At 62.2% G+C, this 22,151-nt stretch carries 22 protein-coding genes; 8 read left to right on the top strand and 14 right to left on the bottom strand.

Going from position 1 to position 22,151, the window contains the following annotated elements; all coding sequences use genetic code 11:
* The first annotated feature begins 65 nt into the window (after positions 1-65).
* Complete coding sequence (locus BLS26_RS19415; protein WP_092513748.1) at positions 66-2,288, top strand: acetate--CoA ligase family protein; 2,223 nt, start codon at positions 66-68, stop codon at positions 2,286-2,288.
* 104 nt (positions 2,289-2,392) lie between these two features.
* Here the strand turns inward: BLS26_RS19415 and BLS26_RS19410 are convergent, their stop codons facing one another.
* Positions 2,393-3,154, bottom strand: coding sequence for a trypsin-like serine protease (locus BLS26_RS19410; protein ID WP_092518272.1), 762 nt, complete (start codon positions 3,152-3,154; stop codon positions 2,393-2,395).
* Positions 3,155-3,263: 109 nt separating this feature from the next.
* Between BLS26_RS19410 and BLS26_RS19405 the strand changes: the two genes are divergently transcribed.
* From BLS26_RS19405 to BLS26_RS19395, 3 genes are all read left to right on the top strand, one after another.
* Complete coding sequence (locus BLS26_RS19405; protein ID WP_092513746.1) at positions 3,264-3,899, top strand: HAD-IA family hydrolase; 636 nt, start codon at positions 3,264-3,266, stop codon at positions 3,897-3,899.
* Between the two features lie 109 nt (positions 3,900-4,008).
* Positions 4,009-4,956, top strand: a complete 948-nt coding sequence (locus BLS26_RS19400) for a MoxR family ATPase (RefSeq protein WP_092518271.1) — start codon at positions 4,009-4,011, stop codon at positions 4,954-4,956.
* 7 nt (positions 4,957-4,963) lie between these two features.
* Positions 4,964-6,340 carry a VWA domain-containing protein gene (locus BLS26_RS19395; RefSeq protein WP_092513744.1) on the top strand — a complete coding sequence of 459 codons (1,377 nt, stop codon included), beginning with the start codon at positions 4,964-4,966 and terminating at the stop codon, positions 6,338-6,340.
* On the opposite strand, the gene BLS26_RS19390 is transcribed toward BLS26_RS19395, so the two are convergent.
* Complete coding sequence (locus BLS26_RS19390) at positions 6,334-6,687, bottom strand: Hpt domain-containing protein (RefSeq protein WP_092513742.1); 354 nt, start codon at positions 6,685-6,687, stop codon at positions 6,334-6,336. The genes BLS26_RS19395 and BLS26_RS19390 overlap by 7 nt on opposite strands.
* Positions 6,688-6,847: 160 nt before the next feature.
* Between BLS26_RS19390 and recQ the strand changes: the two genes are divergently transcribed.
* Positions 6,848-8,710, top strand: coding sequence for a DNA helicase RecQ (gene recQ, locus BLS26_RS19385; protein WP_092513740.1), 1,863 nt, complete (start codon positions 6,848-6,850; stop codon positions 8,708-8,710).
* 3 nt (positions 8,711-8,713) lie between these two features.
* Here recQ and BLS26_RS19380 read toward each other — a convergent pair whose 3' ends face one another.
* Positions 8,714-9,727, bottom strand: coding sequence for a 1-aminocyclopropane-1-carboxylate deaminase (locus tag BLS26_RS19380; protein ID WP_092518270.1), 1,014 nt, complete (start codon positions 9,725-9,727; stop codon positions 8,714-8,716).
* A 159-nt stretch (positions 9,728-9,886) separates the two neighbouring features.
* Between BLS26_RS19380 and BLS26_RS19375 the strand changes: the two genes are divergently transcribed.
* Both BLS26_RS19375 and BLS26_RS19370 read left to right on the top strand, forming a co-directional pair.
* Positions 9,887-10,351, top strand: a complete 465-nt coding sequence (locus BLS26_RS19375) for an Lrp/AsnC family transcriptional regulator (RefSeq protein WP_092513738.1) — start codon at positions 9,887-9,889, stop codon at positions 10,349-10,351.
* A 135-nt stretch (positions 10,352-10,486) separates the two neighbouring features.
* Entirely contained in the window at positions 10,487-11,035 is a 549-nt protein-coding gene (locus tag BLS26_RS19370) for a hypothetical protein (protein WP_244541627.1), read from the top strand.
* 23 nt (positions 11,036-11,058) lie between these two features.
* Here BLS26_RS19370 and BLS26_RS19365 read toward each other — a convergent pair whose 3' ends face one another.
* Together BLS26_RS19365 and BLS26_RS36315 are read right to left on the bottom strand one after the other, a co-directional pair.
* Positions 11,059-11,337 (bottom strand): hypothetical protein, encoded by a 279-nt coding sequence (locus tag BLS26_RS19365; RefSeq protein WP_092513736.1) that lies wholly within the window; start codon positions 11,335-11,337, stop codon positions 11,059-11,061.
* On the bottom strand, positions 11,337-11,513 hold the full coding sequence (locus tag BLS26_RS36315) for a hypothetical protein (RefSeq protein ID WP_172804634.1): 177 nt from the start codon (positions 11,511-11,513) through the stop codon (positions 11,337-11,339). The genes BLS26_RS19365 and BLS26_RS36315 overlap by 1 nt, the downstream gene beginning before the upstream one ends.
* A gap of 273 nt (positions 11,514-11,786) precedes the next feature.
* Here BLS26_RS36315 and BLS26_RS19355 point away from each other — a divergent pair, with 273 nt between their 5' ends.
* Complete coding sequence (locus tag BLS26_RS19355) at positions 11,787-12,095, top strand: hypothetical protein (protein WP_092518267.1); 309 nt, start codon at positions 11,787-11,789, stop codon at positions 12,093-12,095.
* Positions 12,096-12,231: 136 nt separating this feature from the next.
* Here BLS26_RS19355 and BLS26_RS19350 read toward each other — a convergent pair whose 3' ends face one another.
* The 9 genes from BLS26_RS19350 to BLS26_RS19310 form a co-directional block, all read right to left on the bottom strand.
* Positions 12,232-12,954 (bottom strand): ABC transporter ATP-binding protein, encoded by a 723-nt coding sequence (locus BLS26_RS19350; RefSeq protein ID WP_092513732.1) that lies wholly within the window; start codon positions 12,952-12,954, stop codon positions 12,232-12,234.
* Positions 12,951-13,700, bottom strand: coding sequence for an ABC transporter ATP-binding protein (locus BLS26_RS19345; RefSeq protein WP_092513730.1), 750 nt, complete (start codon positions 13,698-13,700; stop codon positions 12,951-12,953). Before BLS26_RS19345 ends, BLS26_RS19350 begins: the two co-directional genes overlap by 4 nt.
* Entirely contained in the window at positions 13,697-14,650 is a 954-nt protein-coding gene (locus BLS26_RS19340) for a branched-chain amino acid ABC transporter permease (RefSeq protein WP_244541626.1), read from the bottom strand. Before BLS26_RS19340 ends, BLS26_RS19345 begins: the two co-directional genes overlap by 4 nt.
* Positions 14,647-15,516 (bottom strand): branched-chain amino acid ABC transporter permease, encoded by an 870-nt coding sequence (locus BLS26_RS19335; RefSeq protein ID WP_092513728.1) that lies wholly within the window; start codon positions 15,514-15,516, stop codon positions 14,647-14,649. The genes BLS26_RS19340 and BLS26_RS19335 overlap by 4 nt, the downstream gene beginning before the upstream one ends.
* A 73-nt stretch (positions 15,517-15,589) precedes the next feature.
* Positions 15,590-16,846 carry an ABC transporter substrate-binding protein gene (locus BLS26_RS19330; protein WP_092513726.1) on the bottom strand — a complete coding sequence of 419 codons (1,257 nt, stop codon included), beginning with the start codon at positions 16,844-16,846 and terminating at the stop codon, positions 15,590-15,592.
* Between the two features lie 101 nt (positions 16,847-16,947).
* Positions 16,948-18,201: an ABC transporter substrate-binding protein gene (locus tag BLS26_RS19325; RefSeq protein WP_092513724.1), complete on the bottom strand. Its 1,254-nt coding sequence runs from the start codon at positions 18,199-18,201 to the stop codon at positions 16,948-16,950.
* Between the two features lie 358 nt (positions 18,202-18,559).
* Positions 18,560-19,312, bottom strand: a complete 753-nt coding sequence (locus BLS26_RS19320) for a DUF2786 domain-containing protein (RefSeq protein ID WP_092513722.1) — start codon at positions 19,310-19,312, stop codon at positions 18,560-18,562.
* A gap of 123 nt (positions 19,313-19,435) precedes the next feature.
* Positions 19,436-20,692 carry a S1C family serine protease gene (locus BLS26_RS19315; RefSeq protein ID WP_092513720.1) on the bottom strand — a complete coding sequence of 419 codons (1,257 nt, stop codon included), beginning with the start codon at positions 20,690-20,692 and terminating at the stop codon, positions 19,436-19,438.
* A 141-nt stretch (positions 20,693-20,833) separates the two neighbouring features.
* Complete coding sequence (locus BLS26_RS19310) at positions 20,834-22,108, bottom strand: hypothetical protein (protein WP_092513718.1); 1,275 nt, start codon at positions 22,106-22,108, stop codon at positions 20,834-20,836.
* Between the last annotated feature and the right edge of the window lie 43 nt (positions 22,109-22,151).

Raw genomic sequence — 22,151 nt, 5'->3', positions numbered from 1 at the left:
GAAAATCATGGCGCGGCGATCACCTCGATCGCCCCGGCCAAAGGAACAACGGGTAAGGGAAGTCCATGGAAGCTCAGGCACGTACCGTATCGCACCAAGCCGAACAATGGTCGCCCTCGCCTGACGCCAGCGACATCGTCAAAAGCATCCATGCGATGCTGCACCCGCGTAATATTGTCCTGGTCGGCGCCACCGACAAGCCCGGCAACTATGCCGAGCGCATCTGGAACAACCTGATCAAGTACCAGTTCGAAGGCGGGCTGTTCCCGGTCAACGCCAAGCGCGAAACGATCTGGGGCGTGCCCTGCTACAAGGATTTCGCCAGCCTGCCCAAAAAGCCCGACCATGTCGTGGTGCTGGTGCCAGCCCGTTTCGCCGTGCAGGTGATCCGCGATGCGGCGGCGGCCGGCGCGCGCTCCGCCACCATCGTCACCTCGGGCTTCAGCGAGTTGCAGGACGCGGAAAGCCAGCGGCTGGCGGAGGAACTGAAGCAGGCCGTCAAGGAAACCGGCCTAGCCGTCACCGGCCCGAACTGTCTCGGCAATCTGAGCGCGGGCGAGAAACTCTTCACCAATATCGATGACCGCATCGTCACGATGGAAGCAGGCCCCGTGGCGATTGCCGGGCAATCCGGCGCGATCGTGATGGCGATCCGCCAGGCACTGGAAGATCGCGGCGTCGGCGTAGGCTATATGGTGACGACCGGCAACGAGACAGGCCTCGAGACACCGGATCTGATGGCCTATTTCGCCGCCGATCCCTCGATCCGAGTGATCGTCGTCTATCTCGAAGGCGTGCGAAACACCAAGGTGTTCCGTGACGCCTGCAAGGCCGCGCGCAAGGCGGGCAAGCCCGTGATCGCGCTCAAGCTCGGCGCCTCCGAAGGCGGCCGCGCCGCCGCGATGGCGCACACCGGTGCGCTGGCCGGCTCGATCGAAACCTTTGACGCGATCTCGACGCGCGAAGGCGTGATCCGCGTGCGCGGGCTCGACGAGCTGATCGAGACCACCGAATGCTTCGTGCATGCCGAGCCGCCGAAGCGCGACCGCCTCGCCGCCGTATCGCTGTCCGGCGGCAAGCGCGGCCTCTTGATCGACGCCTTCCATTCGGCCGGCCTGAATTTCGCGCCGCTCAGTGCCAACGCCAGCGCGCAATTGGCAAAAATGCTCGGCCCCGGCAGCATCGTCGGCAATCCGCTCGACGCCGGCTTCGCCGCGGTCGTCGACCCCTCCGTCTACATGAGTTCGATCCAGATCATGATCGACGATCCCGATACCGATATCGTCATCATCGACGCCGAACTGCCGAAGGCGCCGCACGAGCTGCGCGAACGTAACCTGCGTATCGTCAATGATATGGCAGGCAGAGCCTCCAAGCCGGTAGTCTACATCAGCGCGATGTCGATCGGGTTTACCGAGTTCACCAAGGGCCTGCGCAAATCGCTGCCAAACATTGCAGTCATGCAGGGTCTCGATCGCGCGGTCGGCGCGATCAAGTCGCTGATCGACTATGCGCAGTTGCGCAAGGAAGTGCCTGATATCAAGTCGAGTTCGAAGGCGTCCGCCCGCGCGGTGCTGGAAAAGATGCTCAAGAGCGCCAACGGCGCCGCGGCGCTCGACGAGGTGGCGTCAAAGAAGTTGCTCAAGGCCTATGGCATTCCGGTCTCCAGGGAAGAGATCGCGCAGACCGCGGCGGAAGCCGTGAAGATCGCCAAGAAAATCGGCTTCCCGGTGGTGGCCAAAGTCGTCAGCGCCGACATCCTGCATAAATCGGATATCGGCGGCGTGGTGCTGAACCTCAACAGCGCGGCCGAAGTGAAGAAGGCCTTCAACGACATCACTGCGCGGGTGAGGAAGCTCAAGGGCAAGCCGAAGCTCGAAGGCATTCTGATTGCGCAGCAGGTCAAGGCCGACCTCGAGCTCGTGGTGGGTGCTTCCCTCGATGCCGAGATGGGCCCGGTGGTATTGTTCGGCACCGGCGGCGTCGACATCGAATTGATGAAGGACGTGGCGCTGGCCGGCGCACCGCTGGATGAGGCCGAGGCGAAGCAATTGATCGCAAAGACCAAGGCTGGCGTGAAAATGAAGGGCTATCGCGGCAAGCCGGCACTGCACGAGGCGAGTGCGGTGAAGGCGCTGGTCGGTCTGTCCAATCTGATGGCGGATGCCGGCAACCGCATCGCGTCGATTGATGTCAATCCGTTTTTGATCAACAGCAAGGTCGGCGTGGCGGTTGATGGACTGATCGTGCTGAACAATGCTGCCGCGAACAAGGCGGCGGGGCACTAAGCTCGTAGGGTGGGTTAGGCGAAGCCGTAACCCACCACAGACCAACCGCGCCGCACGAAGTTGGTGGGTTACGCTTCGCTAACCCACCCTACGCTTCCGCGAACTTACAACCCCGCGCCCCACTGCCGCGCGGTCTGCAAAATCCAGTCGCGATACAACGTCAGCGGCGTGACGCCGGTGAGACCGCCGCAGCCCGCCGAGCCGTTTGGGCCGGTCGACCAACTGACGACGCCGATGATCGCAGGGCCGCCTTGCTGATCCTCGAACACCGGTGCGCCGGAATCACCGGTGCAGGCGCCGAGCCCGTCGCGTGAGCCCTGGTTGACGGGATCGACCAGCCTGATCTGCAGCGTTCCGGGTTTGCCGGTCGCGACCAGGCCGGCGACGCGGATGGCGCCGCCGCTCTTGCCGTCGCCGCGCACGGTGACGCCGATGCCGGCGATGGTGAAGCGGCTGCCGACGACGATGGGAATGTTGGGCATGCCGAGTACCGATGGCACCTTCGCCTTGGCCGGTGCGCCGAGCAGCAGCAACGCGACATCCGCCGTAGCCCGATGCGCCAGCATCGTCTGCATGTTGAAGCCAGGATGAACAGCTACCGTCTTGACGTCCTGCAACGAAGGCTGTCTGTCCGCGCCGTATTCGACGATCTTGTAGTCGGCACCGGGCTGCACGCAATGCGCCACGGTCAGCACCAGCTTTGGCGCGATCAGCGCGCCCGTGCAGAAATTGCCGCGCGAGCCGACGATGGTGACGACCGAGCGGCCAACGCCGTCCGTCTGCGGCACGCCGCCACCAACGATGGCGTGGGCAGGAACCGAGAGCAGCAGCGCGAGGCCGGCGATCATGGGGGACAAAATTTTCATGGCCGCAGCAATAGCCCGCGCCACGCCGGTCGCCAAGCTGCCGTTCGGGCTGGTTCCATCGGCCATTCCGTGTTAGCCGCTCTGCAACATCTATTCAGTTGGGCAGGGAATGATGATCGAGGCCGTAATCTGGGATTTCGGCGGGGTGCTGACCACCTCGCCGTTCGAGGCATTTGCGCGATACGAGACTGAGCGCGGGCTTCCCGCCGACATCATCCGGCGCACCAACGCCGCCAACCATCTGGAGAATGCCTGGGCGAAATTCGAGCGCGCCGAGGTTGATATCGACGCTTTCGACGAACTGTTCGCAACGGAATCGCGGGCGCTCGGCGCCGAGGTTCGCGGCAAGGACGTGCTGCCACTGCTGTCGGGCGATCTGCGGCCGGAAATGGTCGAGGCGCTCAAGCGCGTGAGGGCCAAGTTCAAGACCGGCTGCATCACCAACAATCTGCCGGCCAATGCCATCGGCAGCCACAGCGGCCGCTCGCTCTATGTCGCCGAAGTCATGGTGCTGTTCGACCACGTCATCGAATCCGCGAAACTCGGCTTGAGAAAACCCGACCCGCGCATCTACCAGATCATGGTCGAGGCGCTGAAAGTGAACCCAAAAAATTGCGTCTATCTCGACGACCTCGGCGTCAACCTGAAACCGGCGCGCGACATGGGCATGACCACGATCAAGGTGCTCAACGCGGCGCAGGCGATCGGGGAACTGGAAGCGGCGACCGGGCTCGCATTGCGCTAGACGGAAAATCCCGAGATTTTGCGGCCTCGGCATGATGAAACGGTGCTTGTCCTTTGCCGGGAACGCAGGCAAAACACTCTGAAATCATGAGAATTCGGAGTTGAAACCCGTGGCTGACAATCGGCCTTCGGCCTCGATCGAGGCAGTGGAAAGCGGTCTTGCGGCGCAAGGCTATATTGCGAGCCGCCAGATCGCGACCGCGGTCTATCTGGCGCAGCAGATCGAAAAACCCATCTTGGTCGAAGGCCCCGCCGGCGTCGGCAAAACCGAGCTGGCGAAGGCGATCGCGGCGTGGCGCGGCCTGAAGATGATCCGCCTGCAGTGCTATGAAGGGCTCGACGAAGCCAAGGCGCTCTACGAGTGGAAATACGCCAAGCAGCTTCTGTACACGCAGATCCTGAAGGACAAGCTCGGCGAAGTCCTCGGCGGCGCGCCGACGCTCGAGGCCGCGCTGGACCAGTTGCATGATTTCGGCGACGTGTTCTTCTCCAAGGAATTCGTCGAGCCGCGGCCGCTGCTGCAGGCGCTGGAGCAGCCGGCCGGCTGCGTGCTGCTGATCGACGAAATCGACAAGTCCGACGCCGAATTCGAATCGCTGCTCTTGGAAATCCTCAGCGATTTCCAGGTCACGATCCCGGAACTCGGGACAGTCGTTGCCGTCAAGGCGCCGACGGTGATCCTGACCTCCAACAGCGAACGCGATCTCGGCGACGCGCTGAAGCGGCGCTGCCTGCATCTGCATATCGGCTTCCCCGAGCAGCGGCTGGAAGAGCGCATCGTCGAAAGCCGCGTGCCCGGCATTTCGCAGACTCTGCGCAAGCAGATGGTCGGCTTCATCCATGAAGTCCGGTCGTTGGACCTGAAGAAATTGCCGTCGGTGAGCGAGACCATCGACTGGGCGCGCGTGCTGGTGCTGCTGCAGGCGCCGGAGCTGGGCCACGAGATCGTCAAGGACACGCTGAACGTGCTGCTGAAATATGAGGCGGATATCGAGGCCACGATGCCTCAGGTCTCCACCTTCATCGCCAAGGCCACGCGTCAGAACGTCTTCGGGTAGCGGGCGAATGCGAGAGAACCTGCATCGCTTCTTTCGTGCGGCGCGGGGCGCGGGTGTCCGGCTCTCGCCGGCCGAAAGCATCGATGCGATGCGCGCGGTCGCCAAGGTCGGCATCGCCGATCGCGCGATCCTGCGCGATACGTTTCTGCTGACGCTCGCCAAGAGCCAGGACGAGAAGAAGGCGCTCGGCGACTGCTTCGACCTGTTCTTCGATCAGCCGGAGCCGCAAGCCCCGCCCGAGGACGGCGAGGCAGACGAGCAGGATACCGAAGGATCCAACGCATCAGCCGGCTCACCCAGCGAAGCCATCGGTGGCGGCGAGCAGGCCGAAGGACTGGGCCAATTGGCGCAGATGCTGCTGGCGCAGGACCGCAACGAGATTTCGGCGGCGATCGCCAACGCGGCGAGTGCCGCCTCGCTGTCCGACATCCGCTACTTCACCCAGCGCGGCATCTTCTCCGGCCGCATCCTCGATCGGATGGGCATCCAGCGTCTCCGCGATGATCTCGATGACCTGCAGGCGACCAACCCCGCACTGGCGGAGCGGTTGACGGATGCGCTGGAAGGTTTGCGCGGCACCGTTCGCGAAACCGTCGCGCAGGCGCTGATGCTGTACGGGCGCGAGGAAGCCGAGAACCTCCGCAACGAGATCCTGCGCAACGCGCCGCTGTCCCGGATCGAGCCGCGGCAGGTCGAGCAGATGCGGCATCTGATCCGCCAGATCGCGCGCCGCCTGCGCGAACGCTACAGCAAGCCGCGCAAGCGCCAGCGCCGCGGCCATCTCGACGTCCGCCGCACGATCCGGCGCAACGCGGCATGGGGCGGCGTGCCGTTCCTCACCGCCTGGAAGCGCCGGCACCGCGACAAGCCGAAGATCGTCGCCATCTGCGACGTCTCGGGTTCGGTGGCGAAGGTTTCGGATTTCTTCCTGCTCCTGATCCACAGCCTGCACGAGGTCGTCGACGACGTCCGCTCGTTCGCGTTTTCGGGCCACCTGATCGAGGTCAGCGATATCCTGGAGAAGAAATCGCCCGAAGAGGCGATGGCCGAGATCATGTCAAAGGTGGGATTCGGCTCGTCCGACTACGGCAATTCATTCGCCGATTTCGAGAACGAATTCATGAACTCGCTGACGCCGCGGACCACGGTGATCGTGCTCGGCGATGCCCGCACCAACAACCTCGTTCCGCGCGCCGACATCCTGCGTCGCATCGCCGAACGCTCGAAGCGGCTGGTGTGGCTCAATCCCGAAGGCCGCATGGCCTGGGGCTGGGGCGATTCTGAAATGCCGCGCTATTCGACGTTCTGCACCGTGGTCCGCCAATGCGCCACCGCGCAGCAGCTCGAACGCGCGGTGTCCGATATCGTCGCGAGCTATCAGTAGGCCGGTTGCAGCAAGTTTGTCCGGGCGAATTCCGCCGCTTGCTCGAATGACTGGCGAAGGGCTCCCGTGCATTCATCCAATCGCCGGGCGCTCATGCCCTCGATGCCGGATTCAAGCTCGCGCGCCAGCGCCGACAATTTTACAAAGCCGAAGGTCGCCGCCGAACTCTTGATCGAATGCGCTGCCCGCTTGATCGACGGACGACCGGTCGTGGCCGACATGATCAGGGCCATCTTGCAGGGCGTATCGGCCAGGAATGCCTGCAACACCTCGGCAGCGTCTTCATTTCCGAGTTCGGAACAAAGCCCGCGGAAGACGGATGGGTCGAACAGGGGCGCTTCATTCATGTGCGCGGTCTTTCCTCGTTATTGGCCCGGAACGCCGGCGGGCGCCGCAGGCTAACGCACGCGCGTGGACGGCGCGTAAAGCCCGGCGAACAGAACTTTTCCTGAATTTTACGATCGGTTAGTGATATCAGGGATTTCCAGCCGGATGACCTGATTCCCCATGCCTTCCCCCGCAGCCCGTCCCCGCGACAATGCCCCCGATGCGCTGTCCGTGCTGAACGCCGTGTTCGGCCTGCCGGCCTTTCGCGGCGCGCAGGAAGAGATCGTCCGCCACCTCTCAGGCGGCGGCAACTGCCTGGTGCTGATGCCGACCGGCGGCGGCAAGTCGCTGTGTTATCAATTGCCTTCCCTGCTGCGCGAGGGCTGCGGCATCGTGGTCTCGCCGCTGATCGCGCTGATGCGCGACCAGGTCGCAGGCCTCCTGGAAGCCGGCGTCAAGGCGGCGGTACTGAACTCGACGCTGTCGTACGAGGAAGCCGATGAGGTCGAGCGGCGCCTGCTCGCCGGAGATCTTGATTTGCTCTACGTGGCGCCGGAACGGCTGCTGACGCCACGCTGCCTCAACCTGCTCGGCCGCGCCAAGATCGCACTGTTCGCGATCGACGAGGCGCATTGCGTGTCGCAATGGGGGCATGATTTCCGCCCGGAATATATCGGCCTGTCCGTGCTCGCCGAGCGCTTTCCCGACGTGCCGCGCATCGCGCTGACCGCGACCGCCGATGACCTGACCCGCAAGGAGATTGCCCACCGGCTCGGGCTTGCCGATGCGCCCTGCTTTGTCGCGAGCTTCGACCGTCCGAATATCCGCTATGAAATCGTCGAGAAGCAGAACGCGCCGACCCAACTCAAGGCCTTCATCGACGAGCGCCACGCCGGCGACGCCGGCATCGTCTATTGCCTGTCGCGCGCCAAGGTCGAGGATACCGCGGCTGCGCTGACCAAGGCCGGCATTCCCGCTTTGCCCTATCATGCCGGTCTTGATGCAAGTGTGCGCGCCCGTAACCAGGATCGCTTCATCAACGAGGACGGCGTCGTGATGGTTGCCACCATCGCGTTCGGCATGGGCATCGACAAGCCCGACGTGCGTTTCGTGGCGCATCTCGATTTGCCGAAGAGCATCGAGGCCTATTACCAGGAAACGGGACGTGCGGGCCGCGACGGCAAGCCGTCCAGCGCCTGGATGGCCTATGGCCTGTCCGATATCGTGCAGCAGCGCCGCATGATCGACGAATCCACCGGATCCGACGCGTTCAAGCGCGTGTCGGTCGGCAAGCTCGATGCGCTGGTGGGGCTCGCCGAAACCGCCGGCTGCCGGCGCAGCCGCCTGCTCGGCTATTTCGGTGAGGCGGTCACAACAGGTAATTGCGGCAATTGCGATAACTGCCTGTCGCCGCCGCAACTTCGCGACGGCAAGGTCGCCGCGCAGAAGCTGTTGTCCTGCGCCTACCGTACCGGGCAGCGATTCGGCGCCATGCATTTGATCGACGTGCTGGTCGGCCGCCTGACCGAAAAGGTCACGCAATTCGGTCACGACAAATTATCGGTGTTCGGCATCGGCGCCGAACTCAACGAAAAACAATGGCGCTCGGTGATCCGGCAACTGGTTGCGATGGGTCATCTGCAGACCGACAGCGAAGCCTTTGGCGCGCTGAAGCTGACGGAGACCGCGCGCGCCGTCCTGAAGGGCGAGACCGAAGTCATGCTGCGCGAGGCGCCGGCCGGGACCCGCGTCCGCGCCAGCCGGAGCAAATCGCGGCGCGGCGATCTGGCGCCGCGTGCCAGCGGCGAAGGCCGGTCCAATGATGCCGGCCTGCAGACCGACCTCAGGGCATGGCGTTCGGAAATCGCGCGCAAGCGCGGCGTGCCGGCTTATGTCGTGCTGCACGATTCGACCATCGACGGCATCGCCGCTTCGCGTCCGACGACGCTCAACGAGCTTCGCAACATCCCCGGGATCGGCGACAAGAAGCTCGAGCACTACGGCGAAGAGTTGATCGCGCTGGTGCGGGCGGCAGAGGCGTAAGCGCTATCCGTTGCGGAACGTATAGGCGTATCCGTTGATCGCCGGCGCACCGCCGAGATGCGCATAGAGCACCTTCGATCCCGCAGGGAAATAGCCCTTGTCGACGAGGTCAATCATGCCTTGCATGGATTTTCCCTCGTAGACCGGATCCGTGATCATGCCTTCGAGCCGCGCGCTGAGCCGGATGGCTTCCTTGGTCTCCTCTGAGGGAACGCCGTAGGCGGGATAGGCATAGTCCTCGATCAGGACCACGTCGTCCGCGACGATTTCCTGGCCGAGTTCGACGAGGGCGGCGGTGTTGCGGGCGATGTCGAGCACCTGGGCCTTGGTCTGATCAGGGGTGAACGACGCGTCGATGCCGATCACCTTGCGCGCGCGGCCGTCCTTGGCAAATCCCACCAGCATGCCGGCATGGGTGGAACCGGTGACCGTGCAAACCACGATGTAATCGAAGGTGAAGCCGAGTTCTTTCTCCTGCGCCCGAACCTCCTCGGCGAAGCCGACATAGCCGAGCCCACCAAACTTGTGCACGGACGCGCCGGCCGGAATCGCATAGGGCTTGCCGCCCGCGGCCTTTACCTCGGCGATCGCCTGCTCCCAGCTTTGCCGGATGCCGATGTCGAAACCTTCGTCGACCAGCCGCACGTCGGCGCCCATGACCCGGCTGAGCAGGATATTGCCGACGCGGTCATAAACGGCGTCCTCATGCGGCACCCAGCTCTCCTGCACCAGACGGCACTTCATGCCGATCTTCGCTGCCACGGCCGCAACCATGCGGGTGTGATTGGATTGCACGCCGCCGATCGAAACCAGCGTATCGGCATTGGAGGCGATCGCGTCGGGGATGATGTATTCGAGCTTGCGCAACTTGTTGCCGCCGAAGGCGAGCCCCGAATTGCAGTCCTCCCGCTTGGCGTAGAGCTCGACCTTGCCGCCGAGATGCTGCGTCAAGCGCTCCAGTCTCTCGATATGGGTCGGTCCGAAGGTCAGCGGATAGCGTTCGAATTTCTCCAGCATCGTCATCTCCGTTGATGGTCTGATCTGGGGAGATGCCCTATCACCAAGCTAGGGAAAGGTGCTCTCTAAGTTTCTAGAAATCTTTTATCTATTCTGCGGGTTGGTCCGAAAATATTAGTATTCCTTCCGCAATATCGGAGAACCACGAAAGATTCTTCCATGGCCGGCGCGCTCGACCGTATCGACCTCAAGATATTGCGTTTGCTGCAGAATAGCGGCCGGCTGAGCAATGCCGAGCTGGCCGAAACGGTCGGCGTCAGCCCGGCGACCTGTCACCGCCGCACCCAACGCCTGTTCGACGAGGGCTTCATCGCCGAGGTCCGGGCGATGGTGGCGCCGCGCAAGGTCGGCAAGGGCGCGCTGGTCATGGTCGGCGTCGTGCTCGACCGCTCCACCCCGGAAAGCTTTGCGACCTTCGAGCGGGCGATCGCGAAACTGAAATTCGTGCTCGACTGCCACTTGGTGGCAGGCGATTTCGATTATTTTCTCAAAATCCGCGTCGGCGACATGGAAGATTTCAACCGCATCCACGGCGATCAACTGATCGCGCTGCCAGGCGTCCGCCAGACCCGGACCTTCTTTGTCATGAAGGAGGTGGTCGACAACGCGCCGCTGGATTTTTGACTGGTCCCGGACATGGCCGCCGTACCATAAAACCGGCGCTATTTTGCCGTTAAGTGCTAATGCTCGGTTCCCATCCGCGATTCGATCGATGTTCCACGGCGCCTTTCCCATGCCCTATCCCATCGGCCAGGTATCATGATGCGTCAGTGCTGGCAGGCCTTCGCAGTCGCGACGTCGCTCCTTGCGGCGCCGTCGTTTGCCGCCGACGATCCGGATACCATCATCTTCGCGATGATGCCCGGAAAGTGCAGCATGCTGAACGTGGCGGGACACGCGTTCGCCTGCAGGGCCGTTGCGTTCTTTCAGACCGAGGAAGGCCGCGCCAATTTTACGGTGGCGCTCGATGATCCCAATGACGACAGCCACATCATCACGTTCTCGGGCGACAATGGCCGCAGGCCGGAAGCCAATCTGTACGAGCTGCCGATCGACCGGATGATGCTGAAGTCCAAGGACAGGCCGAAGGCCGATGGCTTGCCGGTGCCATCCGTGGAATCGACGGCCGGGATGTGCAAGCAGGTTGGAAACTTCGTGACGATGGAGGTTTCCTCGGTGTCCTGCACCGCGACCGACAGGAACGGCAAGAAATACGAGTTGAAGTACGAATCTGATGGCGAGCCGATGTCGGTGCGCCGCATCAAGCGGGTGCGGACCGGAAGCACGGCGGTATCGCCGTTTGACTAGTCGGACGGTCCAACGCTGCTCCCTCAAGCCGGCGATTTACTGTCCGCATCTTGCGAAGGCGACGGCGCTGCCGTCGGCTCCCGGTTTGACAGGATCGTTGTCGCCCATCTCGGCCTTGCTTCATCCTCGCCCGGCACATTGATCTGCACGGCGACGCCGTCGCTGACGGCAAAGGATGCGGCCAATGCGGCAGCTTCCAGCGCAGCACTCCTGGAATCATAGACGCCGGCGATCTTGACGTTGTCGGCAAACACCGACCAGCCCAGCGGCGCCTTCACGATTTCGAAAACCGACCGCACCATCACGAGACGCACGCGCCTTCGGGGAACGGGATAATCGGCCAGGGCGGCCCGGCATTGTCGTTGGTGGCTTTCGGCGGCTCGGCTGCCATCAGCGATCTCGCCATCGAGTCCTCCACCGGCAGCACGATGGCCGTCCTTACTGCTTCCATCACCCGCTCGAACTCAATTTCACTCATCGCGCGCTCCATCGGCCCCCGCGGACATCGACGCCGCAAGGATCATTTGTGGGAACCGCGCCCGCCACAGATCGCATGCAAGTTTGGTGTTTCGTGGCCCGTGCCCGGTCGCTTCGATGGCAAAATGCGGCGTAATCGCGGTTTCAAGCGAGACATGCCCTCGGACTTGATCCGAGGGTGGGCGCCGGGCTTCAGCCGGGAGAGATGCGGCGCGACGAAATCGGCCGGATCGGCGCATGCGTGATAGACTCGGCCGCGAATCAGGAGATTTTCATGTCTGCAGACAGTGACAGCACCATCGCGTGGCACCGCGCCCAGTTGAAGAAGCTGCGCGAGACCCTGAAGCATATCGAGACCACCAGGTTCACGGTCGGCGAGCCCGCCCAATCGCGGAAGACCGGCAAGACCCAGAAGACCATTGCCGACCTGCAGCGAAAGATCAGCCAGTCGCTGCAGATCATCGCGGCCTACGAACGGCAGACCCGGCGGCCGCTGACGACCGATCAGCAAAGCCTCGCCAGTGTGAGCTGGAGCAGCTGGAATGCGCAGGCCGCGCACACGCGCAGCAATAATTCACGGTAAGGCGCCGGACGCCTGGGTTTCCAACTGCTCGATCGTCATGTTGGCGCAGTGAATGCGGACGCAGCGACAGCATCCGCCAGGCAGCTCAGACCGCCGGGTCCCACAGCCGCGCCAACGCTCCTGCCACCAAGGCCCTTCACGTCAGGGTCCATTCCTCGGCACTCGCGCCGGCGAGCGCCCGGACACGCGCCTCGTCTACTGCAAGTTCATGTGCATGCCCGGAATAGACCACGATGCCATCGTCCAGCACATAGGCTTCATCGGCGATTTCCAGGCTCATCCTCGCGTTCTGTTCGACCAGCAGAACGGAAATACCCTCGGCTTTCATCTGCTGGACGATACGAAACACCTCGCGCACAATCAGCGGCGCCAGGCCTTGCGAAGGCTCGTCGAGAATGAGCAGGCGAGGATTGAGCAGCAGCGCACGAGCGATCGAAAGCATTTCCTGCTCGCCGCCGGAAAGCTGACGGCCACGATTGAGCTTGCGTTCTTCAAGCCGGGGAAAAAGCTGGTAGATCCGCGCAATGGTCCACGGCCCGCCGCGTTCGAGCGGGACCTTGAGGTTTTCCTCGACGCTGAGATTGGCAAAGATGCGACGGCCTTCGGGCACATAGCCGACGCCAGCCGCGGCGATCCGAAAGGTCGGCCAGCGCGTGGTCTCCGCTCCGAAGATCGTGACCTTGCCTTCGCGCGCGGGCGTTAGCCCCATCAGGCTTCGCAAGGTCGTGGTCTTGCCGGCGCCGTTGCGGCCAAGCAGGGCGGTGATCTTGCCCTCGGCAACCTCGAGGTTGACGCCATGCAGGATGTGGCTCTTGCCGTAGTAGGTGTGGAGGCCTTCGGCGGTCAATGCGGCGGTCATGCGGCGGTGCCCAGATAGGCCGCCTGAACGGTCTCGTTGGCGGCGATTTCCTGTGGCGTGCCCTGCGCCAGCATCTTGCCCTGATCGAGCACGCAGATACGGTCGGCAAGATGAAACACCACGCGCATGTCGTGTTCGATCAGCACGATGGTGTAGTTGCTGTCGCGGTGCAGGCGGCGGATCAATTGCGTGATCTGGAACGTCTCCTGGTCGCCCATGCCGGCGGTTGGCTCGTCGAGCAGCAGCAGATGCGGTTTCAGCGCGAGCGCCATCGCGATCTCAGCAGCACGCTGGTCGCCGTGGGCGAGTTCACCGACCAGCCGGTCGGTCTTGGTTTCCAGTGACACCAGCTTGAGCGTCTCTTCGACGCGGGAATAGACCTGCGCCTGTTCCGAGCGGTTGATCCACGGCCGCAAACGATATCCGCTGGCGACTTCGGCGGCGATGCGGACGTTTTCGAACACCGTGAGTTCGGGAAAAATCTCGGTGATCTGGAAGGTGCGCGCCATGCCGCGGGTGACGCGCTCATGTGTCGACAGTTTGGTGATGTCACTGCCGTCGAAGGTGATGGTGCCGGCGGTGGGCGGAAAGAATCCCGAGATCAGGTTGAAGAAAGTGGTCTTTCCCGCGCCGTTCGGCCCTATGATGGCGCATAGTTCGCCCTTGGCCACATTCAGCGATACCTCGCGCACCGCCACGAGGTTGCCAAAGCGCTTGATGACGTTGGCGATTTCGAGAACGTTCATGCCTTGCTCCGTTGCAGGAAACCGAGCAGGCCGCGCGGAAAGAACAGCACCACAAGGACGAACAGCAGTCCAACGAACGACATCCAGTTGACGGTAACACTGGACAAATAATCCTGCAGCACAACGAACACGGTTGCGCCGAGCAGCGGTCCCCAGAAGCTGCGCATGCCGCCCATTACCGCCATCATGACGAAATCGCCGGATTGGCTGTAATGCAGGCCTTTCGGATCGGCAAAATTATTGACCAGTGCATAGAGAGCCCCGGCAAATCCCATGAAGAAGCATGACAGGGTAAAGGCGATCCAGATGTGCCGCTCGACGGGAAGTCCCAGAAAGCGCGAACGCCGCTCGTTCTCGCGGATCGCAATCATGGTGCGCCCGAACGGCGAGCGCAGGATGAACCCCATGGCACCGACCGCAAGCGCGAAACAGAACAGGACGAAGAAATAGAAATTGTTGGCATTCGACAGGATGTCGAACTTGAACAAACCGAAGTCGAGCGGTTGACGCGAGAAGCCGCGCAGGCCGTCATCGCCGCCCGTTACCGAACTCCACTGAAAAGCGATGTAGTAGAATACCTGGCCAAAGGCGATCGTCACCATCGCGAAGTAGACGCCGCGGCGGCGCACGATCAGTGTGCCGAGGATGGCACCGCAAAGGCCTCCCAGCAGCATGCCCATCAGAAGCGCCAGTGGCGTGCTCGGCGCCAGGAATTTGAGCGTCAGCCCGGCGCCGTAGGCGCCGAGCCCGAAATAAGCGGCATGCCCGAACGATAGTACGCCGGTGAATCCAAGCAGAAAATTCACCGACATCGCCGCGAGGCCAAGCACCAGCACGCGGGTGGCCAGAGCGGTATAACCGCCGAGCGGCACCATCCAGTAGGGGGCGAAGATCAAGGCTGCCCAGATCGCCGCGAGGACGATCAGCTTGCGGGTCTGTTCCGACGTCAAGACATCATTCCTTCCTCGCCCAGCAAGCCGCGCGGACGTATCAGAAGGACGACCGCCATCATGACATAAATGACGGCTTCGCTGGCCGCGGGCAGGAACACCGCGGTCAATCCCGAGGCCAGCCCGATCAACAGGCCTCCGAGCAACGTCCCCGGCAAGCTGCCAATACCGCCGACGATAATGGCAATGAAGCTCGGCATCAGAAGGCCGGTCCCCATGGTCGGCTCGAGCCCCAATTGCCCGGCGGCGAGAACGCCGCTGAGACCGGCCAGGTAAATGCCAACCGCGAAATTGAGGGAGCGCAGCAGTCCGACGTTAATCCCGAGGGCCGCGACGGTCTCGAGATCGAGCGTGCCGGCGCGGATGCGGATGCCCAGCCGTGTATAGCGCAGCAGCAGAAAAAGCGCTGCGACGGCGATGAATACCACAGCTACCATGAACAGGCGGTAGCCGGTGATGAAGAAAAAATCACCGCTCAGGGGCTGCGCCAGGAATGCCGGAATGGTGACGGGTTTGCCTTGCGGACCGAAGATAAAGCGGGTTCCATCCTCGATGATGAAGGCGAGGCCGAAGGTCAAAAGCAGGCTGTACAGGGGATCGCGTCCGTAGAGCGGTCGGATCAGCACTCGTTCGACCGCAAGTCCGATCACGGCGGTCAAAGGCGGCGCGATCAGCAGCGCACCCCAGAAGCCGACATAGGGCGTGATCGCATAGGCGATGTAGCCGCCAATGACGAGAAATCCGCCATGGGCGAAATTGATCGTGTTGCTGAGGTTGAGAATGAGCGAGAGGCCCAGCGCCATCAGCACGTAGAACGCGCCGACGATGAGCCCGTTGGTGATGTTGAACAGAAGCAGCAGTGTCATGGAGCACCGGACGGGGACAATGAACACGACCCGTGAAGCGCTCCCGGGATCGCTGTCGTGACGAATTTCATGGTCAGGCCGGCCACTGGACTTTGCAACCGGTCTCTTCAACGGCGGGCGCCGTCTTGTCGCCGGGCACGACGACGTCGACACGGTACAGGTCTTCCGGGTCGTCCTTGCCTGTCGACTGCGCCTCGCCGACGAAGGAGGATGTCATCAGTTGATGATCGCCCTTGCGGTAGTAAACCTTGTTCGGCTGCAGCTTGACGTCGTCCGGCAGCTCGAAATTCTCCAGCGCCGCCGCAAGCTTGACCGCGTCGAGCGTCTTTTCCTGGTTTGCCACCAGGGCAAAGGACATCGCCGAGGCGTAGCCGAACCAGTGCCGCGCGGTCGGCACGTTGCCCTTATTCACTTTGCGAACGTCGGCAACAAATTTATCGACACCCGCCACGCCCGGCTGTTTCCAGTACCATTCGAACATCCAGACACCTATGCGCGCCTCCGGCGGCAGCGCGGCGAGCGATTCCAGTTCCTGCTGCGTTCCCGCGACATGGATCTGCTTGTTGAGCCCGAACTGCACAACCTGCTTGAGGCAGTTGATCATGTCGGAACCCTGCACCAGCAGGATCAGCACGTCCGGATTGGCCGCGCGCGCCTTGATCAGGTAGGCCGAGAAATCCGTGGTGCCGAGCGGCGTGAGCTCATTGCCGGAGACAGTGCCGCCGAGCTTTTTCAAATCGTCGGTGCAGGCCTCATACAGTGTGTGGCCGAACGCATAGTCGGGCGTGATGAAGTGCCATTTCTTCCCATACTTGCCGAACAACACGCTCGACACTGAATTCGCTTCCATCCGCGTGGTGTTGCAAACGCGGAACACGTTCCACTTGCAGTCCTTGCCGGTGATCGAGTCGGTATGGCCGCCGGAGACGATGTGCAGGATCTTCTTTTCGGCGGTAACCTGGGCTATGGCGGCGGCGATGCCGGAGTTGACGTCGCCGATCATGAAATTGACCTGGTCACGCTCGATCAGCTTGCGCGCCTTCTGCACGCCCGTCCCGACGTCGTTGGCGGAATCCTCCACCAGCAATTCGACCTGGCGCCCGAGAATGCCACCCTTAGCGTTCATCTGCTCGACGGCAAGCTTGGCGCCCATCACCTCGTTGCCGGCGGGCGCGGCATAGACGCCGGTGAGAGGATCGACCATGCCGATCCGGATCGCTGTTTCACCGCGGGCCTGGATGATGAAGGGGGAGGCTACCTGGAATGCGCCGAGCGCGGCGGCGCCTGTGATGAGCGTGCGGCGGTCGAATTTCGGGGTGAAAGTCGTCATGGGATTCCTCATTGGGACGCCGGTTCTTCGTTGCGGCGTTATTCCTGTTGCAGAATCATTTCGCGTGGTGCGGTCAGGCATCAGGCGTCATCCGTTGGTATTCAGGCCGGCCACTGGATCTTGCAGCCGGTGTTTTCGACCGGTCCGGCGGCTTTTTCGCCGGGGATGGGGTTTTTCACCGTGAACATGTTGTCCGGGTCGCCCTGCGGCGGATGCGCCTCGCCGACGAACACCGTGCTCATCAATTCATGGTCGCCGGCACGGAACGCGGGCGCGCCCGGTTGCAAAGCGACCTCGGGCGGCAGCTTAAACCCTTCAAGCGCATGCGCGAGTTTTGGCGCATCAAGCGTCTTTTCCTGGTTCGCGATCAGCGCCAGCGTCTGCACCGACGCATAACCGAACCAGTTGCGCGCCGTCGCCGCGACGCCTGTAATCTTCTTGATCGAGGCGTTGAATTCCGCGACATGCGGCACGCCTGGCTGGTCCCACCACCATTCCATGGTCCACCATCCGACCCGCGCACCGTCCGGCACGGCGCGGATGCCTTCCAGCTCGAACAGGGTGCCGCCGACCGCCATCTGCTTGTCGAGGCCAAACTGGACGAACTGCTTGAGGCTCGAGACCTGGTCGCCGCCGCCCATGACGTTGATCAGCACCTGCGGGCCAAAGGCCTTCGCCTGGATCAGATAGGCGGAGTAATCCGCCGTGCCCAGCGGCACCAGCGCGCCGGAAGAGGTGCCACCGGCGGCTTTCAGCAGCTTTTCGAAGCCGGCTTGCACTGAATGGCCATAGGCATAGTCGGGTGTCAGGAAGTACCATTTCTTGCCGAACTTCTCCATCAGCGTGGAGGCGACGGCGTTGGCGTCCATGGTGGTGGAGTTGCAGACCCGGAACACATTCCACGAGCAGTTGGTGCCCGTTATCGGATCGGTGTGTCCACCGGAGACGATATGGAGCACCTTCTTTTCGCTGGTGACCTGCGCCATCGCGATCGCGATGCCGGAATTCACGTCGCCGATAATGAAGCTCACATTGTCGCGCTCGATCAGCTTGCGCGTTTTCTGCACTCCGGTGCCGACATCATTGGCCGAGTCCTCAATCAGGAGTTCGACCGGCCGGCCCAGGATGCCGCCTTTCTTGTTGATTTCTTCGGCGGCGAATTTTGCGCCCACCACTTCGCCCTGCGCGATGGCGGCATAGACGCCGGTCAGGGGATCTACCATGCCGATCCGCACCGGCGTTTCGCCGCGGGCAGTGATGATGAAGGGCGAAACAACCTGCACCGCCGCGATGGCGGCGCTGGTCTTGAGAATAGTCCTGCGATCGACCGACCGGGGCCGTTGCGGCTTTTCCATGCGTGTCCTCCCAGACAATATGAACGTGCCTTGATAACCGGCATTCTTGGATGCCTTTGGCCAATGCCCGCCACCGTAACCCTTCCGGATTCCATTTGCCAATGGCAATCCGGTGGGGCCGTTGCAACCTTCGGCCTAGTCGCAATGCAGCGCGGCTTCGATTCTGCGACGACGAGAAGGTGAACCCATGCGCACCTTCCTCACCGGCGCCGACGGCTTCATCGGCGGCGCTGCAAAGCAAGGCCCGTGCGCCGGACGCCGTCGTCAACGACGTCGCCGCGCACCGTGGCCGGGGCTGGTTGGCGACAGCGTACCGTTCATGTTGACGAGGAAACCGGTGCCGGTCTGGTCAAACAGTTTATCGGGCTTTGCCGGCTGTGCGCCCGGCGGCCCTTGGCGGCACCTCGTTGATGCCCGGATTGATGGCCACCGACACGCCGGCGGCGCCGCCGGCTTCATAGGCCATCATCGACACCATCCGGCTATTGCTGCGCAGTGTCCGCAGCTTCATGTTGAGCTTGTCGAATTCGGCATCGACCACCGAGGTCTTGAGGACAACCAGCCCGCGGCCCGTGCTGTGGTTGACATCATCGCGACTGGCCTTCATCGCCATCAGCTTGTCCGCAATCGAAGCCACCATCCCCAGCGCGAACGAGGCGTTGGCCAGATGCCGCTCCTGGTGCCGCAACTGGCCGTAATCGGCCGAGGTCTTGAAGCGACCGAGCTCGGCGCGCACCGCGGCGTCGATCAGCTCGGTCAGATAATGCGCGACCTCGATATCCGGGCGCAGACCAAAGAAAACATAGCTGCTCTCGCCAGCCGCATCCTTCTCGCGCCAGACCCGGCAATCACAGAAATGAGCGATCGCGCCGATGCAGTCGTCGAGAGGAATTCGCTTCTTGCGATGGGTCTCATAGACACGCCGCTCGCATGGCGTCGCGCGCAGCTCGACGTCGGTGAGTGACAGGTCGTAGCGATCGAGCAACTCGGCGACCTTGGCGGCCGCCGACATCGCCTCGTCCTCGGTGCAACCATTGTCGATGGTCTTGGCACGCAAGGCCTGAATACGGACCTTCAGCTTGTCGAGTCCGCCGATATCGTGCCGGTCCACGGATCATCTCTCCGAGATGCGCGGCGCTGTGCACGACGCATCAGGTTTTGCTTTCATCCCGGTTACTTACGCGGGAGATCGGGGGATGGCTAGTGAGGAAACACGCGGAGCGGTATTCCGCCCCTAATTCTTGGCGGTCTCGTTCTTTGGTTTTGCCTTGCAGGAAATCAAAAGGGTAAATGCCCTTGCATTGCGAGCAATGTCTGTCGTCTTCAGTTCGGTTTTGGCGTCGGAGATCTGGTACGGCACCACGCTGTTATCGAGAAAATCCCGCAGCGCGCCCGTCTTGATCGCGAAATTGATATTCTCCGGGATGCTGCCCGTTGCTCTCACGACCTTCAGTGCATTCAATTTTGCCGCCACCACGCCGACCACATCGCCGCTGGCCGCCAGCAGCGGCCCGCCGCTGTTGCCGGGTTGAACGGCGGCGCTGATCTGCAGGAAGCGCGTGTCGTTCAGCAGGCCGCTGAGCGAGCTGACGATGCCCGTCGTGACCGTGAAATCGGAAGTGAGCAGTCCATGGAACGGAAAACCGATCGCAATGACGCTATCGCCGGACTGGACCGCTTTGTCCTTGATCTTGGCGACCTCCTTGAACGAGCCGGGCACCTGAAGCAGCGCGAGGTCATTGGTCTCGTCGGTGGAAACGACACGCAGCGTGGCGGGCGCCTCACCGGTCAGATTGCCCTGAATATCCCCGACGCAGCCGTCGACGACATGCTGGTTGGTCACGACATGCCCGTTGGTGCTGACGAGGAAACCGGTGCCGGTCTGGGTAAAGAGTTTGTCGGGCTTCGCCGGTTGAGCGCCCGACGGCTCCGTCGTGTTTGCGACCACCGGCTTGACGGCGGGCACGACGAAATCGCCGACATTGGCGATACCGCCCCGCCTGGTCTTCTCGACGCAGTTCAACACCGCCGGCAGCAACTGCGCGGTCTGATCGAGATTGAACTGGAAAAGCTGCCCCTGCGTATAGGCCGTCATGGCCCTCGCCTTTCGAAACTGGGTGATCAGCGACGAAGTGATCGGCATCGGGACACGGACCAGCTTTTCGGCAATCGGCACGCCGTGAACGTTGAAAGGCTGCTGGCCATCAAAGGTAAGGGTGAGTGGAAAAGCTTCTCCCGTCTTCAGTGACCACTTGTCGTGAGCAAGCGCGAGGCTCCATCCCCCGCCTTTGTCGATCATCACCATGAAATAGATGCCGCTGGCGTACTGGCTGCCAGCCGCACAGTGCGTAAACGCGCCGGTCTGGTCGGTGTAAGCCCCGCCCTTCCAATTTCCAATATTGATCGAACCGTAAGGCCCGCCCGCCTCCGCATTCGAACCGGCAAACATCGCAACCCACAGCGCTACGATGGCAACAACGCGGAATTTCATGGCATGCCCCCAGCAAGATCGGGGCGAGCATAATTTGGCTTGCAACCGAAGTCTAAGGCTCGTTTGGACCAGGCAGGGTCGGTACGGCCCGCCGTCGCGGGCCGGGGCGCCCCAAATTGAGCGCTGAGACATTCCCTGATCCTAGGGCCAGCAGCCGCTGGGCCGTTTTTCCATCGGGCGGTCACACAACGCCAACTCCCATCCGGGAGGCCATATCCTCAAGATGTTGGTTTCGCCACTCTGAAAACGAGATACCTCAGCCGACCAATTGGGCCCGCGGTCGAATTCTCTGCCTCGCGGCAGGTTGACCACCTGAATCAACACGACGTAGCCCAGGAATACGGTCCAGAACGCCTTGGCCTTGGATGAACTACGATAAGCGATCTGCGCGCACGCAATCGAGAACAGCGCTTGGGGAGCGAATGCGTACCTTCCGCCGTCCGCGGGGTCGAGAAGCCCTAGCTTATCGTTCAATGCTCCGAGATAGCTTCCGCCGGCCAACGTCGCACCGGCCATGATCAGCCAAATCGCCGCGGCCGATCGCGTACGGATTGCGGCCGAACACAGAAGACTGAATGCGCATATCGAGAGGAGCATCGGCCACAGCGGACGCTCTCCGCTTGCGAACTGTTCGGTCAACAAGCGCCCGATGGCGCTCGCCTGCGGGAGAGGTAGCAGGCTGATGGCGACATGCTTCTGAAAGGTGATTGCCCCAAGCAGGAGTGGTGACATCCCGACGCTTCGGTCCGATGGAACGAAGAACAGCGCCGCGATGGCTGTTCCCGCTGCTATGCAGATCAGGAAACAGATGCGCGCACGATTGCGTTCGATGACGGCACGGGCAAGAAAAAGCGGAAGCAGCATCCACGTCCCAGGGCCGCTGAGCGCCGCGAGAAATAGGATACCCCCGTAGACTGCAACCGTGACACCCGCCTGCGCTTCAAGCGACAGGATCAAAGCCGCAGCCAACGTGAGATGGTGCTGACTGCTGATCGTCGTAAGCCACGTTTCGAGCACAGCGGGAGCAAAGGCGATAACCACGATGGCGAAAACAAGGGATCGGCCGTTTTGCAGCCAGTCGTCGCGGCTGTTAAGTAAAATGATCACAGGTAAGCATTGAACCAACAATGCGATCAGCATTGTGAGGTGGGGCGCAGATGCCATTGGCATGAGATAATATGCTGCAAGGGCGCCAAGTGTGGCGCTGAGATTCAGGTAACCCATGTGAACAGTGGTTAAAGCAACGAACCAATGCTGCTCCGCAGCCGCCCAGAAATAGATTCGGCCTTCCTCAGCCCAGAAGCGGCCCTGAATTACCGCGTCGGGAAGCCTTGCACAGACGAGAAAGGAGAATGCCAGCAATACCGCGAGCTTCGCCGCCGACGAAAATAGCAAACTTTTGCCTGGCTCGCTCATAGTCTAGTCCCGCAACAATCCATCATAGCCGGCATGGCCTTCG

Origin of the sequence: Afipia sp. GAS231 (genome assembly GCF_900103365.1) — a bacterium.
In the GTDB taxonomy this organism is placed as follows: domain Bacteria; phylum Pseudomonadota; class Alphaproteobacteria; order Rhizobiales; family Xanthobacteraceae; genus Bradyrhizobium.
Note: the sequence above shows the minus strand (reverse complement) of the source record. Positions and strands in the feature narration are given on the sequence as shown.

Coding starts and splice junctions, on each gene's coding strand:
- BLS26_RS19415 (WP_092513748.1), top strand. CDS start 66: ATGGAAGCTCAGGCACGTACCGTATCGCACCAAGCCGAACAATGGTCG.
- BLS26_RS19410 (WP_092518272.1), bottom strand. CDS start 3,154: ATGAAAATTTTGTCCCCCATGATCGCCGGCCTCGCGCTGCTGCTCTCG.
- BLS26_RS19405 (WP_092513746.1), top strand. CDS start 3,264: ATGATGATCGAGGCCGTAATCTGGGATTTCGGCGGGGTGCTGACCACC.
- BLS26_RS19395 (WP_092513744.1), top strand. CDS start 4,964: ATGCGAGAGAACCTGCATCGCTTCTTTCGTGCGGCGCGGGGCGCGGGT.
- BLS26_RS19390 (WP_092513742.1), bottom strand. CDS start 6,687: ATGAATGAAGCGCCCCTGTTCGACCCATCCGTCTTCCGCGGGCTTTGT.
- recQ (WP_092513740.1), top strand. CDS start 6,848: ATGCCTTCCCCCGCAGCCCGTCCCCGCGACAATGCCCCCGATGCGCTG.
- BLS26_RS19380 (WP_092518270.1), bottom strand. CDS start 9,727: ATGCTGGAGAAATTCGAACGCTATCCGCTGACCTTCGGACCGACCCAT.
- BLS26_RS19375 (WP_092513738.1), top strand. CDS start 9,887: ATGGCCGGCGCGCTCGACCGTATCGACCTCAAGATATTGCGTTTGCTG.
- BLS26_RS19370 (WP_244541627.1), top strand. CDS start 10,487: ATGATGCGTCAGTGCTGGCAGGCCTTCGCAGTCGCGACGTCGCTCCTT.
- BLS26_RS19365 (WP_092513736.1), bottom strand. CDS start 11,337: ATGGTGCGGTCGGTTTTCGAAATCGTGAAGGCGCCGCTGGGCTGGTCG.
- BLS26_RS36315 (WP_172804634.1), bottom strand. CDS start 11,513: ATGAGTGAAATTGAGTTCGAGCGGGTGATGGAAGCAGTAAGGACGGCC.
- BLS26_RS19355 (WP_092518267.1), top strand. CDS start 11,787: ATGTCTGCAGACAGTGACAGCACCATCGCGTGGCACCGCGCCCAGTTG.
- BLS26_RS19350 (WP_092513732.1), bottom strand. CDS start 12,954: ATGACCGCCGCATTGACCGCCGAAGGCCTCCACACCTACTACGGCAAG.
- BLS26_RS19345 (WP_092513730.1), bottom strand. CDS start 13,700: ATGAACGTTCTCGAAATCGCCAACGTCATCAAGCGCTTTGGCAACCTC.
- BLS26_RS19335 (WP_092513728.1), bottom strand. CDS start 15,516: ATGACACTGCTGCTTCTGTTCAACATCACCAACGGGCTCATCGTCGGC.
- BLS26_RS19330 (WP_092513726.1), bottom strand. CDS start 16,846: ATGACGACTTTCACCCCGAAATTCGACCGCCGCACGCTCATCACAGGC.
- BLS26_RS19325 (WP_092513724.1), bottom strand. CDS start 18,201: ATGGAAAAGCCGCAACGGCCCCGGTCGGTCGATCGCAGGACTATTCTC.
- BLS26_RS19315 (WP_092513720.1), bottom strand. CDS start 20,692: ATGAAATTCCGCGTTGTTGCCATCGTAGCGCTGTGGGTTGCGATGTTT.
- BLS26_RS19310 (WP_092513718.1), bottom strand. CDS start 22,108: ATGAGCGAGCCAGGCAAAAGTTTGCTATTTTCGTCGGCGGCGAAGCTC.